The following is a 13,507-nucleotide window of genomic DNA, read 5'->3' on the forward strand; positions in this document are numbered from 1 at the left end:
CTGTTCGCCCTGCCCACCTGCGGCATCGTAGGACCTACCGGCAGGCACCGACGTACAAGATCACAGCGATTGCATCGCGAGGCGGTACGGGTCGCCGGCGTACAGGCGGTGCTGCGGGCCAACGTCTCGGAGATCTTCGTCCACCTGTCCCGACGCGAGCAGCGGCTGGTCGACGCGATGCTGGCCCAGGTCGACCGGGTGGAGCGCGACGAGACCGACCCGGACCGGCTCGAACAGCTCTACCAACTTGACCACCTCGCCGCCCGGATGGCACGGATCAACCAGAGCCTGCTGGTGCTCGGTGGTTCCGGTACTTCCCGGGTACGGCGGGAAGCGGTGCCGCTGGACAACGTGATCCAGGCCACGCTCTCCCAGATCGAGCGCTACACCCGGGTACGGATCGGCACGGTCGACCGGGAGCTGTCCGTCGCCGGCGCGGCCGTCGACGAGGTGGCGCACCTGCTCGCCGAACTGCTGGACAACGCGACGAGGTACTCGCCGCCGGAGACCGAGGTGATGGTCAGCCCTCACCGGACATGCCCGGCCGTCGCTGGTCGGCGGTCGGCCGATCGTACCGGCGGCCTTCGGCGGCGACCGGCCGGTGATCAACGCCGGCCGGGCCACGGTGAATGCGCCTGCGCCGCTGTTCCGCCCGCGCACCCGCACCCGAGTCGGCACCGGCACCGCCGCCCGCGCCGTCACCCCCACCCCCGCCGGTGCCGGCAGTGGCATCCGCCTCGGCGCGTCCGTACCCGCCCCCACGCGGCCGGTGTCCGCCCCACCGACGGCCGCGACAGTGGCCGTGGCGGGAACGGCGGTGGCCGAGGCCCGGCGTTCGGTCAACGGCTGGGCCGCCTGGAACGCCACCTACCCCGGCCGGACCCCCACCTCGATCGTGATGGCGTCATACGACGGGGCGGTCGTCGGCGGCGTACCGCCGAAGATGCTGGCCTCCTGGGAGGTGGAGCTGATGCCGTCCGGTCCGTTGAAGATCCGCTCACCCCAGGTGGTCATCTGGTTCGGGTCGAAGTTGAGCACCATGTCGAGGATCGGGTCGGTGTCGCCGCTCCACGACCAGCCGAGGTAGCCGAGGCCACGGGCCTGCGCCTCAGCCAGGATCGTGTCGTGGTCCACCTCTCCGGAGTTGAACTGCCAGCCGAACTCGCCGATCACCAGCGGCCACCCGTTGGCCTCGAAGTCGTCAAGGTAGCTCACGATCGACGAGGCGTTGCTGTAGACCGCGTACATGTGGATCGACAGCACGGTATTGCCGTGGCTGTCCGCGTCCAGCACCGTCTGGGCGTCCGCCCGCATGACGTTCTGCCAGTCCTGGCCCCAGTTCGGCGCGTCGACCATCAGCAGGTGATCGAAGCCGTTGGCCCGCATCCGCCCGATGGCGTCGACCGTGGCGGCGGTCCACTGGCCGGCGTCGACGTTGCCGATCGGCTCGTTGCCGATGTTGATGACGACGTAGTTCTCCTCGCCGACCAGCGCGCTCTTCTGGCTGATCCAGTAGTCGACGGCCTGGTCGAGCGAGGCGGCGGCACTTCTTCGCCGTACCCGGTGGTGTCGTGCACCTCGAGCACGCGGATCATCCGGTTCCGCTTGCACAGATCGATCACGTCGGCGACGCCGTTGGACGGACCCCAGCGCTGGCCGCTGCCCAGCACCACCCGTACGGTGTTGGCACCGAGCGCCTTGATGTCGGCGAACGAGTCGGTCTCGCCGGTGTACCAGACGTGCGGGTGGTTGACCCCGCGCATGACCTACCTCAGGTTGAGCCCGGGAAGTCCCGGGGCGAGGTGCGCCTGCCCGAGCGCACGGACCCGGAGCGGGGGCGTGCGCGGCGCGCTGTTGCAACGTTTGTAAACCGGGGGTACGAGGACCGGCTCGGCGCTCTACGGTGTGCCAACAAGCTACGTCCGCACCCCGGCCGGAGGCAATAGCTATCAATCGATGCGTTTCGACGCGTCGGACGGCGGGACGGTCGATGCGCGGACCGCCAGCGTCGGGCGGAACCCGATCTCCCGGTGAGCGTGCCCCGGCCTGGCCTCGTCCAGCAGCAGTTCGGCGGCGGCCCGGCCCAGCCGATACTTCGGCTGGCTGACCGTGGTCAGCGCAGGCGCCAGCCGGCGGGCGAACGGCAGGTCGTCGTAGCCGACGACCGAGATGTCCGCCGGCACCCGGACACCGGCTGCGGCAAACCCGTCCAGCAGGCCCAGCGCCGCCGTGTCGTTGAGACAGACCACCGCGGTCACCGGCGGGGTCGCGGCGAGAATCAGCGCCGACGCCGAGGCGGCGGCTTCGACCAGCGGCGGCGGATGCAGCGGTACGCGGACGTCCAGCAACCCCGTCGCCGGGTCGAGACCGGCGGCGGCCAGCGCCCTGCGTACGCCGTCGCGACGGCGGGCCACCGGCCCGGCGTCCCGGGTGCCGCCGAGGAACGCGATCCTGCGGTGCCCCAGCCCGACCAGATGCTCACCGGCCAGCCGGCCACCGGCGACGTCGTCGACCGCGACCGCGCACAGGTCGAGCCCTGCGCGCGGATGGTCGATCAGCACGACCGCCATCCCGTGCCGACTCATCCACAGCAGCGGCGCCGGGTCCGCACCGACCGGCGCGATGATGACGCCCCGTACGGCCTGGGTCTGCAGCAGTTTCAGCAACTGCCGCTCCTTGGCCGGGCGCAGGTCTGTGCTGCAGGCCAGCACCAGACAGCCGTGCTCGGCGAGCTCGTCCTCGATGCCCCGGTTGACCTCGGCGTAGAACGGGTTGGCCAGGTCAAGGGTGACGCTGGCGACGATCGGGCTGGGCCGGCCGCGCAACTGCCGGGCCGGACCGTTCGGCACATAGCCGACGGACTCGATGACGGCCTCCACCCGGCGGCGGGTCGCTGGCGCGACGATCGACGGTCGGCTCAGCACGTTGGCCGCGGTGGAGACCGATACGCCAGCGGCCCGAGCGACCTCACGCATGCCGATCCGCCGTACCGGTACGTCCCTGGGCACCACGGTCCCCTCCCGCCCGTCGCTGGGTCATCGCAGGTGGCACGCCTGATGTTCGGACAGCTGCCGGTAGTCCGCAAAGTGAGTCCACAATAGTCAATACATGGACGGCCGCGACAGCCGCCGACCGGGTCGATGTCCGCCGACGAATATCCGCCCGGTGCCCGGGCACCCGGTGGCACGATGGCAGCATGATGACGATCGGCATGCTCGGCGGCATGAGCTGGGAAAGCAGCGCGCACTACTACCGGCTCGCCAACGAACTGGTCCGCGACCGGCTGGGTGGGCACCATTCGGCACGGTGCGTGCTCTACTCGGTCGACTTCGCCGACGTCGAACGACGGCAGGCGGTCAGTGAGTGGGACGAAGCCGCCGACCTGCTCGCTGACGCGGCCCGGCGGGTCGAAGCGGCCGGTGCCGACCTGCTGCTGCTGTGCACCAACACCATGCACAAGGTCGCCGATCAGGTCGCCGCCGCAATCGACATCCCGTTGCTGCACATCGCCGACGTCACCGCTGACGCGGTCCGCAGCCACGGGCTGCACACGGTCGGTTTGCTCGGCACCGCCTTCACCATGGAGCAGGACTTCCTACGCGAGCGGCTGGCCGGCCATGGCCTGACAGTCCTGGTGCCCGACGCCGCAGACCGCAAGATGGTCCACTCGGTCATCTACGACGAGCTGTGCCTCGGAGTGGTCAGCGAGTCGTCCCGGGCCAGGTACCTGAAGGTGATCGAGCGGCTGATCGCCGCCGGCGCGCAGGGCGTGGTGCTCGGCTGCACCGAGATCGAGCTGCTGGTCCGTCAAGAGGACACCCCGCTGCTGCTCTTCCCGACCAGCCGGCTGCACGTCGCCGCCGCCGTCGACCAGGCGATCGCCGCCGAAGCAACGGTCACCGCCTGAGCTGTGGCGGGTCCCGCCAGCGGGCGTCCCCCGGCGGGTCGACGCCCGCCGGGGGACCGGAACCGGCGGTTCAGACGGTACGGGCCAGTCGGTCGGCGAGCAGCTTGGCGAACCGGGCCGGGTCGTCCAGCTCACCGCCCTCGGCGAGCAGCGCGGTGCCGTACAGCAGCTCGGCGGTCTCGGCCAGCGCCGGATCGTCGGCGCGGGCACCGTACGCCTCACGCAGCCCGGTGACCAGTGGGTGGGTCGGGTTCAGCTCCAGAATCCGCTTGATCTTCGGCCCGTCCTGGCCCATCGCCCGGTACATCCGTTCCAGCGCCGGGGTCATGTCCGCGGCGTCGCCGACCAGGCAGGCCGGCGAGGTGGTCAGCCGGGTGGAGAGCCGTACCTCCTTGACCTGCTCGTCGAGCGTCTGGCCCAGCCAGGACAGCAGCGGGGCGTACGTTTCCTTCTGCTGTTCCCGCTCCGGGTCGGACTCGGCGGTGTCGTCGTCGCCGGCCAGGTCGACCTGGCCCTTGGCGATCGACCGCAGCTTCTTGCCGTCGTAGTCGGCGACCGACTCGACCCACATCTCGTCGACCGGGTCGGTGAGCAGCAGGACCTCGTACCCCTTGGCCTTGAACGCCTCCATGTGCGGGGAGTTCTCGATCATCGTGCGGGACTCGCCGGTCATGTAGTAGATGTCCTCCTGACCGTCCTTCATCCGCTCGATGTACCCGGCCAGAGTGGTCAGCTGCTCCGGATCGTGGGTCGAGGCGAACGACGAGATGTCCAGGATCGCCCGCTGGTTCTCGTAGTCGTTGAGCAGGCCTTCCTTCACCGCCCGGCCGAGCTGGGTCCAGAACGTGCGGTACCGGTCGGCGTCGTTGTCCATCAACTCCTTGAGCGAGGAGAGCACCTTCTTCACCAGCCGCCGCCGGATCAGCTGGATCTGCCGGTCCTGCTGCAGGATCTCCCGGCTGATGTTCAACGAAAGGTCCTGCGCGTCGACGACACCCTTGATGAACCGCAGGTACTCCGGGATCAGCGCCTCGCAGTCGTCCATGATGAACACGCGCTTGACGTACAGCTGCACGCCGCGCCGCGCGTCCCGCATGAACAGGTCAAACGGCGCCTGCGCCGGCACGAACAGCAACGCCTCGTACTCGAAGGTGCCTTCGGCCTTCATGTGGATGATGTCGAGCGGGTCGTTCCAGTCGTGGCTGACGTGCTTGTAGAACTCCTTGTACTCGTCGTCGGTGACCTCGGAACGGGGCCGCGCCCACAGCGCCTTCATCGAGTTGAGGGTGACCACCTCGCTGGTGGTCTCACCGTCGGATTCACCGGGACGCTCGGTGGTGGTGCGGATCGGCCAGGCGATGAAGTCCGAGTACCGCTTGACGATCTCCCGGATCTTCCACTCTTCGGTGTAGTCGTGCAGTTGGTCGTCCTTGTCCTCGGGCTTGAGGTGCAGGGTGACCGTGGTGCCCTGGGGCGCCTCGTCGAGCGTCTCGATGGTGTAGGTGCCCTCGCCGGACGACTCCCAGCGGGTCGCCTCGGTCTCCCCGGCCCGCCGGGTGGTCAGGACGACCCGGTCGGCGACCATGAAGGTGGCGTAGAAGCCGACGCCGAACTGCCCGATCAGCTCCTGCGCGGCGGCTTCCTTGGATTCCTTCATCTTGCGCAGCAGCTCGGCGGTGCCGGACTTGGCGATGGTGCCGATCAGGCTGACCACCTCGTCCCGCGACATGCCGATGCCGTTGTCCCGCACAGTGAGGGTGCGCTGTTCGCGGTCGGCCTCGACCTCGATGTGCAGGTCCGACGTGTCGACGTCGAGATCCTTGTCGACCAGCGCCTGCAAGCGCAGTTTGTCCAGCGCGTCGGAGGCGTTCGAGATCAACTCGCGCAGGAAGATGTCCTTGTTCGAGTAGATTGAATGGACCATCAGCTGCAAGAGCTGGCGCGCCTCGGCCTGGAACTCACGCGTCTCGACCCCGGTGCTCACCTGGATTCCCTCCTGGAGACGAATTGCCGTCGGAAGCATGGCTTCCACCGAGAATCGTACGGTCCGGGTCTGCCGGATACCCGGCCACCTCGGTCGCCTTGAGCGTCGCCCACACCCGCTCGCCGCGACGCAGGTCGAGGTGCGCGGCCGCCGCCGCGGTGACGTCCGCTCCGACCGGTAACGGCCCGGCCAACTCGACCCGCAGCCGGTCGCCGTTGCGGGCGACACTGCTGACGGTGGCCGGCCACGAGTTGCGCGGGCTGCCGTCCGGACGCTGCCGGTAGAGCGCCACCGCCGACGGTGGGAACGCCACGAACACGTCGCCGCGCTGTGGCTCGGCGGCGACCAGCCGGAAGCCGCCGGGCAGCGTGACGCTGCTCCCGTCCCCGCTGCCCCGGTAGAGGTTGAGCCCGACCAGCCGGGCCACGTAGTCACTGCGCGGGCGGGCGGTGACGGTGGCCGCGTCACCCGACTGCACCAGCCGGCCGTTCTCGACGATCACCAGCCGGTCGGCGAGCATCATCGCGTCCAACGGGTCGTGGCTGACCAGCACGGCGACGCCGGTGTGCGCGGCGAGGTGCTGCCGCAGGTGGGCGCGGGTCTCCGCGCGGGTCCGGGCGTCGAGCGCGGCGAGCGGCTCGTCGAGCAGCAGCAGTTGCGGGCGTACGGCGAGCGCCCGGGCCAACGCGACCCGCTGCGCCTGCCCGCCGGACAGTTCCCGGGGCCGGCGGCGGGCGTGCCCGGTCAGCCCGACCCGGTCCAGCCAGCCAGCCGCCGTGTCGCGCGCGACGCGACGCGGCACGCCGTGGCTACGCGGCCCGAACGCCACGTTGTCCAGCGCGGTCAGGTGCGGAAACAGCAGATAGTCTTGGAAGACCACGCCGATCGGCCGGTGCTCCGGTGCCACCAGCAACCCCGCGTCCGGCTGGTCCAGCGTCCGGTCGCCGAGGCGCAGGTGGCCGGCGTGCAGCGGCTGCAGTCCGGCGAGGGCCCGCAGCGCCGTGGTCTTGCCGGCGCCGTTGGGCCCGAGCAGCGCGACCACTTCCCCGGGGACGACGGTCAGCCGCAGGTCGAGGGTGAACCCGGTGCGGCGGACCACCAGATGTGCGTCGAGCGCCGCCGCCGGCCCCGGGTCGGGGACGGGGTCGTCGGCCCGTCGCCGCGTGGTCACCGCAGACCACCGACCCAGCGCTCCCGCAGCCCGGCGAGAATCACCACTGACACGGTCAGCAGCAGCAGGCTCAGCACGATCGCGGCGTCGAAGTCCTGCTCCAGGGCGAGGTAGACGGCGAGCGGCATGGTCTGCGTACGGCCGGGGAAGTTGCCGGCGAAGGTGATGGTGGCACCGAACTCGCCGAGCGCCCGCGCCCAGCACAGCACCGAACCGGCGGCGATCCCGGGGCCGACCATCGGCAGGGTGACTCGGCGGAACGTGGTCCACCGGCTGGCCCCGAGGGTGGCGGCGGCCTCCTCGTACCGGGGGTCGGCACCGCGCAGCGCGCCCTCGACCGCGATGATCAGGAACGGCATGGCGACGAACGCTTCGGCGAGCACGACGGCGGTGGTGGTGAACGGCAGGGTCACCCCGAACGCGCTGTCCAGCCAGCCGCCGACCAGGCCGCGCCGGCCGTAGACGAGCAGCAGCGCGACGCCGCCGACCACCGGCGGCAGCACCAGCGGCACGGTGACCAGGGCGCGGATCAGGCCCCGGCCGGGAAACCGGGTGCGGGCCAGCAACCAGGCCAGCGGTACGCCGAGCAGCAGGCAGAGCACGGTGGCGGCAGTGGCGGTCAGCAGGGACAGCCGCAGCGCGTCGAGGACGCCGGGCGCGGTGAGCCGGGCCGGCAGCTGCGCCCACGGGGTACGCAGCAGCAGGCCGGCCAGCGGCAGCGTCAGGAAGGCCAGTCCGGCCAGGGCGGGCAGGGCGAGGAAGACCGGCGGCCGCCGGTCGGTGCGGCGACGTCGCCGGCTGACGGCGGGCGGCGCGGGCGTGGTCACGGACGCTGGAAGCCGGCGTCGGTCAGGTCGGCCTGGCCGGCGGCGGAGCGGACGTACCCGACGAAGGCCTCCCCGGCCTGCGGGTTGGTGGCAGCAGCCAGGGTGACGATCGGGTATTCGTTGATCGCCTGGCCGGACTCGGCGAACTCGACGGCGTCGACCTCGTCGGCGGCGGCGGCCGCGTCAGTGCGGTAGACGACGGCGGCGTCCACCTCGCCGAGGCGGACCTTGGACAGCGCGGCGCGGACGTCCCGTTCGAAGGTTACCGGGACGAGGTCGCTGCCGGCGGCGTCGAGCGCGGTACGGGCGGCCGCCCCGCATGGCACCTGCTCAGCGCAGAGGGCGACCTTGACGCCGGACCTGGTGAGGTCGGCCAGCCCGGTGACGCCGGCCGGGTTGCCGTCCGGCACCGCGATGACCAGCTGGTTGCGGGCGAAGACGGCCGGTTCGCTGGCTGCCTCGCCTGCGGAGACGACCGTTGCCATGGTGGCCGGGCTGGCGGCGGCGAACACGTCGGCGGGTGCCCCGGCGGTGATCTGCTGGGCTAGCTGGGAGCTGCCGGCGAAGCTGAAGGTGACGGACACACCGGGGTTGGCCGCCTCGAAGTCGGCCCCGATCCGGGTGAACGCGTCGGTCAGCGAGGCGGCGGCCAGCACGGTGAGTGGGCCGGTGACGCCGGCTACGGCGTCGTCCCGGCTGTCGCCGGGCGCCGCCGCAGGGCCGGTGGCGCAGCCGGCGGCCAGCAGCGCGGTGGCGAGAACGGTGCCGTACGTCCGCCGGTGAGTCGTCGTCACGCGGACCAGCGTATATACCGCAGAAGCGAGGCCGGATACCGTCGCCAGGCAGCTGGCAGGTGCGATGACCTCGGTCCGACCGGTCCCACGCTGGCGAGTGCCCCGCCAGGTGTCGACGGCCGCCGCTCGGCGAATTCTGGCCGGACGTCGCCGATTTCCACCGATCCGGCGTCGTGAGCGATACAACCAGCCGGCCGTGTTGCCAATATCTGACACCGGCCTGACGTCGTCGCTGATTGTCGCTGCTCGAACTCCGGAGGTATAAACGATTCGCCGCGCCGCACACTGGCGGAGAGCCATGTCGTCGCGCCATTGCCCGCAACCTGACAGATCCTGATCTGGAGATCAGATGGCCAACTTCAATGCTCGACGTGACATCAAGATCAACGAGCAGATCATCTTCGAGCAGTCAGGCGGTACGGAGGATCTCGGCGGCGTCGTGGCGTTACAGGAGGCGTTGGAGCGACTGGGCGAGATGCTCGCCAACGCTCGGTCCCGAGGCGAACTGGCCGAGGCAGATTACGCTGCGGCGCAGCGCGAGTTGATCTGCGCACAGCAACAACTTCCTGCTGATGATCGGGAAGAGCAGCGTGCGCTGCAGGCCGCGCTGACCCGGATCGGGAAGATTCTTCCCGGTACGCTGGCGATCAGCGCGAACGTGGCGACGATCCTGGGTTCCTTCGGGGCATGAGCATGCCGACCGGGGCCTTCAGTCAACCCGTGCAGCAGCCACGGCAGCCGACCGACCGGAACCTGTACGCCGCTCGTGACATTAACATCGGCAAACAGGTCCTGATTGAGAACAAGACATATCAGGTCAACCCGCAGGCCTCTTTCGAGGAGCGGCTCGCGGCCGCCGAGCGGATGCTCCGAGGCGGTGTAGTCACTTCCGCCCGCGAACTGCTCCGAGATCTGATCACCTCGCCGCAGTCGTCCAACAAGGTGGTCTACTACTACCTCGTCGCGGTGCTGAGCGGCCGAACGGTGGACCACCTGTCTGATGATGAGTTCCGTACGATCAACGGACAGGCTCAGCTCACCAAAGACCGACCTCGCGACGAGTGGACCGAAGCACTGGAAACCGTCGAGATGATGGTCGCAAACTCAACTCAGCAGGCAGCCGACGAGTCCCAGATCAGCATACACCGCATCCTGGACCGCTTTCAGAAGCTTGACAGTAAACGACGAGAGGAAATAATCCGGCACCTGGACATGATTCTGTCCGGGCAGCTCCAGGATCTGCTGGATGCCAAGCTGGCTGGCGAGATAAGCACCCAAAGGATGGGAGACGGCCGCCGCGACCGGGTCTGGATGTTCTTTGAGCCGATCCCGCTGGCCCCGCAGCCGATGCCGGTCGCCCCGGAAAAGAGCAGACTCGACGCCTGGATCCGGCTTGGGCTGGGCCTCGCCGCCGTCGGCGGCGGCGTAGCCCTCGCCCTCCTGACCGCCGGAAGGCAGAGTCTCGGCGGCAGCGCCCTGGTCACGCTTCTTTGGCTTGCCGGCGGCGCGGGCATCGCGTTGTTTGGTCCCCGGCACGACTGGATGCGCCGCCGCCTCGCCCGCAGCGAACGAGAGTTTAGCTCGTACGCCGACACGCTACCGGCCGGCTGGTCCGCGCCACAGCCGTTCAGCTCCGTTCTCGAACGCCTCGTCAGCGACAGTTTCGCAAGCTTCCGCCCCCGAGAACGACTGTCCGACGTGCAGTGGGCCGGGCTAACTGTCGGCATCCGCGCCACCCTTCGTCGCGATCTCACGCTGTTGTACGGCTACCCCGACGCGGACGTGGCAAGGATCCGGTGGCTGGTGCGGTGGTACGCATGGCGCGCCGCCGACCAGTGGCGGCGTGGCAAACTGGCGGAGTTCCGCGAACGGCTACGTGTTCCCTTTTCAGTGCGTGTCGGTGTTTCCTCGGGATGGACAGCCTTCCACATCGCCACCGTTACCGCCGTGATTCTCGGAATGTTCGCCATGCCGTGGCACGCACTGCTCGCAGCGATGCTGCTCGTCACGGGTGAGTGGGTATCGTGGAAGGCGCTGCTGACCCTGCAGTCGGAGCGGATCCGCTACGCGGAGGAGAGCCGGGAGTCCACTGCCCGACTGGCTGCCGAGCGGACCGAGTTCGGCCGATGGTCGCAGGTGCTCGCCGACCGGCCGTCCGACGAGGAGATGGCCCGCTGGCTCGACTATGACAAGGTCTTCATCCGAATGGAGGTGATGCGCGACTACGGGTTGTCGAACCGCGACGTCATCACGCATGTGCTGATGACCCAGGAGGCACCGGACGCATTGCGCGCCCGGGTACTGCACGGGCCACCTCGTTACTCGAAGTACGAGATGATCCTCTTTCTATTGAGTCAACGCGGCGTCCGCCAGGTCGCCATGTCTATGGATTTCGCCACCGGAACGCTGAGCAACGAAAGCCGACAGACGTTCCGGTACGACATGATTGAGTCGGTACGGGTAGATGAATTCGGCCTCCGACTTTCCGACGGACAACGCAAGCTTCTCTCACCTCAGGAGGCAGGCGCATTTGGGCCGCACGTGAACAAACTCGTAACCCGCCAAGCATTTAACCTCAACCTCGCGGGGGGCCGCGAAATCAACGTACTGGTCGAGAACTTCGAGAAGGGTTTCCTGGGACCGGAGGAGAACCTTGCACGGCTGCGGCAGCTGGCGCTCAGTTCCTCCGGCATCAGCTCCGCGATCCGAATCCTGGAGTCGGTTTCCGCAGACGGACGGGACTGGATCACCGACGAGCAGCGGAGGCTGCGGCGGAGGCTCCAGCTCGATAGCAGCGGCGACACGGCGAAGGCCCTCCCGCCGTCCTCTGACGGCGACGACCGTGACGGCGGCCCGTGGTCCACTTGATGGTGTGACCGTCACGCAGACCGCCGAACCCCCCGTCGCCGACCGCCGGTTGCCCCGGCTCCGCCTGCTCTGGTCGTTCGCCCGGCCGCACCGCCGCGCGCTGGGCCTCGGCCTGTGCCTCGCCCTGGTCGGCTCCGCCGCCGGCCTCGCTACGCCCATGGTCACCAAATGGGTGCTGGACACCCTGACCGGGGCGGCGTCGCTGCGCGGCCCGGTGCTCGCGCTGCTCGGTCTGCTCGTCCTGGGTGTCGTGATCTGGCTGTGGCAGTGGATCCTGCTCGGCACCGTCGGTGAACGGGTGATCCTCGACGCCCGCCAGTCGATGGTGCGCCGACTGTTCCGGGCCACCGTGCCGGCCGTCACCGCCCGGCCCACCGGCGAGTTCGTCACCCGGGTCACCTCGGACACGGTGCTGCTGCGCGAAGCCGCCTCGTCGAGCGTGATCGGCCTGATCAACGGCTCGGTGAGGATGGTCGGCACTCTGGTGCTGATGGCAGTGCTCGACCTGGTGCTGCTCGGCGCCACCGTCGCCTCGGTGGCCGGGATGACCGTCCTGTTCAGCCTGTTGCTGCCGGGCATCGCCAAGGCACGCGAACGCGCCCAGGAGCACGTCGGCAAGTTGGGTGCGGCGCTGGAGGGCACGTTACGGGCGATCCGCACGGTCAAGGTGAGCCGGGCCGAGCAGCGCCAGTCGGAGCGGATCGTCGGCGAGGCCCGCGAGTCGGCCCGGCAGAGCATCGCGGCCATCCGCCGCGAAGCCCTCGCCTGGACAGTCGCCTGGGCCGGCATCCAGTTGGCAATCATCACGATCCTCGGTCTCGGCGCCTGGCGGGTCGGCACCGGCGCGCTGCCGGTCTCCAGCCTGATCGCGTTCCTGCTGTACGCGTTCGGGCTGATGGAGCCGGTCACCACGCTGAGCCGGCACCTCACCGCGCTGCAGTCCGGGATCGCCGCGGCCGGTCGAATCCGGCAGGTCGAGGCGATGCCGGCCGAGGCCGACCCGGCCGTTACCCCGGCACCGGGGACAAGCCCGCAGCCGGCTGCCCGCCGGGCGGGTCGGGCGACCGACGACACCGACCGGCCGGTACTGGAACTGCGGCAGGTCACCGCCGGCTACGGACCCGACCTACCGGCCGCGGTACGCGACATCGATCTCGCCGTGCCACGCCGTGGGCACCTGGCCATCGTCGGCCCCTCCGGCGCCGGCAAGACCACCCTTTTCTCGCTGATCCTGCGGTTTCTCGCACCGCAGCAGGGCGAGCTGCTGCTCGACGGTCGACCGTACCCGTCGCTGGGCCACGAGCAGGTCCGGAGCCGGTTGGCGTACGTCGAGCAGGACACCCCGGTGATCCCCGGCACCATCCGGGAAAACCTGCTGTTCACCCATCCGGACGCCACCGACGGGGAGATCCACCGCGCGCTGCACGCGGTCCGGCTGACCGAGAAGATCGACTCGCTCGGCGACGGGCTGGACACCCTGCTCACTCCGTCGTCGATGTCCGGCGGGCAGCGGCAGCGGATCGCGCTGGCCCGGGCGATCCTGCGGCGGCCGGACGTCCTGCTGCTCGACGAGGCGACGGCCCAGGTCGACGGACTCACCGAGGCGGCCATCCACGACTGCATCCGGGAGCAGGCCGGCAACGGCGCGGTGGTCACCATCGCGCACCGGCTCTCCACCGTCATCGACGCCGACACCATCGTGGTGATGGACAGCGGGCGGATCCGGGCGTACGGCGACCACGAGACGCTGTCGGCCACCGACGAGCTGTACCGCGACCTGGTGGAGGCGCTGCGGATCGCCCAGGCCGGCGGAGCGGCGAACGGTGACCGCGTCGGCGGGTCTGCGGACGGTGACCGCGCCGGCACCGGGGAGCTGGTGCCGAGCGACGTGGGCTGACCCGACGCCGAAAGCGACCGACGACGCCGGCGGGGGGGCACGGCGGGCTGCTCCGTTTC

The 13,507-nt window shown here is 69.8% G+C and carries 11 protein-coding genes; 4 read left to right on the forward strand and 7 right to left on the reverse strand.

All coding sequences use genetic code 11. The features are described 5' to 3' along the window. Positions 1-60: 60 nt before the first annotated feature. From ACXAHD_RS02840 to ACXAHD_RS02850, 3 genes are all read right to left on the reverse strand, one after another. Complete coding sequence (locus ACXAHD_RS02840) at positions 61-459, reverse strand: hypothetical protein (RefSeq protein ID WP_281551507.1); 399 nt, start codon at positions 457-459, stop codon at positions 61-63. 408 nt (positions 460-867) lie between these two features. Further along, on the reverse strand, positions 868-1,611 hold the full coding sequence (locus tag ACXAHD_RS02845; RefSeq protein ID WP_475048393.1) for a cellulase family glycosylhydrolase: 744 nt from the start codon (positions 1,609-1,611) through the stop codon (positions 868-870). A 338-nt stretch (positions 1,612-1,949) separates the two neighbouring features. Further along, on the reverse strand, positions 1,950-3,008 hold the full coding sequence (locus ACXAHD_RS02850) for a LacI family DNA-binding transcriptional regulator (RefSeq protein WP_475048396.1): 1,059 nt from the start codon (positions 3,006-3,008) through the stop codon (positions 1,950-1,952). A gap of 188 nt (positions 3,009-3,196) precedes the next feature. On the opposite strand from ACXAHD_RS02850, the gene ACXAHD_RS02855 reads away from it, so the two are divergent. Then, positions 3,197-3,907, forward strand: coding sequence for an aspartate/glutamate racemase family protein (locus tag ACXAHD_RS02855; protein ID WP_475048399.1), 711 nt, complete (start codon positions 3,197-3,199; stop codon positions 3,905-3,907). A 70-nt stretch (positions 3,908-3,977) separates the two neighbouring features. On the opposite strand, the gene htpG is transcribed toward ACXAHD_RS02855, so the two are convergent. Genes htpG through modA form a run of 4 tightly spaced genes read right to left on the reverse strand, consistent with a single transcriptional unit; the run spans position 3,978 to position 8,683 of the window. Next, positions 3,978-5,831: a molecular chaperone HtpG gene (htpG, locus tag ACXAHD_RS02860; RefSeq protein ID WP_281555698.1), complete on the reverse strand. Its 1,854-nt coding sequence runs from the start codon at positions 5,829-5,831 to the stop codon at positions 3,978-3,980. A 34-nt stretch (positions 5,832-5,865) separates the two neighbouring features. Further along, the gene (locus ACXAHD_RS02865; RefSeq protein ID WP_281551511.1) at positions 5,866-7,062 is read right to left on the reverse strand and encodes an ABC transporter ATP-binding protein; all 1,197 of its coding nucleotides are present in this window, start codon (positions 7,060-7,062) and stop codon (positions 5,866-5,868) included. After that, positions 7,059-7,889, reverse strand: coding sequence for an ABC transporter permease (locus ACXAHD_RS02870; protein ID WP_281551512.1), 831 nt, complete (start codon positions 7,887-7,889; stop codon positions 7,059-7,061). Before ACXAHD_RS02870 ends, ACXAHD_RS02865 begins: the two co-directional genes overlap by 4 nt. After that, positions 7,886-8,683 carry a molybdate ABC transporter substrate-binding protein gene (gene modA / locus ACXAHD_RS02875; protein ID WP_281551513.1) on the reverse strand — a complete coding sequence of 266 codons (798 nt, stop codon included), beginning with the start codon at positions 8,681-8,683 and terminating at the stop codon, positions 7,886-7,888. The genes ACXAHD_RS02870 and modA overlap by 4 nt, the downstream gene beginning before the upstream one ends. A 349-nt stretch (positions 8,684-9,032) precedes the next feature. Between modA and ACXAHD_RS02880 the strand changes: the two genes are divergently transcribed. The 3 genes from ACXAHD_RS02880 to ACXAHD_RS02890 are packed head-to-tail and all read left to right on the forward strand — an operon-like array spanning position 9,033 to position 13,448. Continuing rightward, on the forward strand, positions 9,033-9,374 hold the full coding sequence (locus tag ACXAHD_RS02880; protein WP_281551514.1) for a hypothetical protein: 342 nt from the start codon (positions 9,033-9,035) through the stop codon (positions 9,372-9,374). Then, positions 9,371-11,551: a hypothetical protein gene (locus tag ACXAHD_RS02885; protein WP_281551515.1), complete on the forward strand. Its 2,181-nt coding sequence runs from the start codon at positions 9,371-9,373 to the stop codon at positions 11,549-11,551. The genes ACXAHD_RS02880 and ACXAHD_RS02885 overlap by 4 nt, the downstream gene beginning before the upstream one ends. A 4-nt stretch (positions 11,552-11,555) precedes the next feature. Continuing rightward, on the forward strand, positions 11,556-13,448 hold the full coding sequence (locus tag ACXAHD_RS02890; RefSeq protein ID WP_281551516.1) for an ABC transporter ATP-binding protein: 1,893 nt from the start codon (positions 11,556-11,558) through the stop codon (positions 13,446-13,448). The last annotated feature ends 59 nt before the right edge of the window (positions 13,449-13,507 follow it).

This window comes from Micromonospora sp. ABR4_055 (assembly GCF_056160425.1).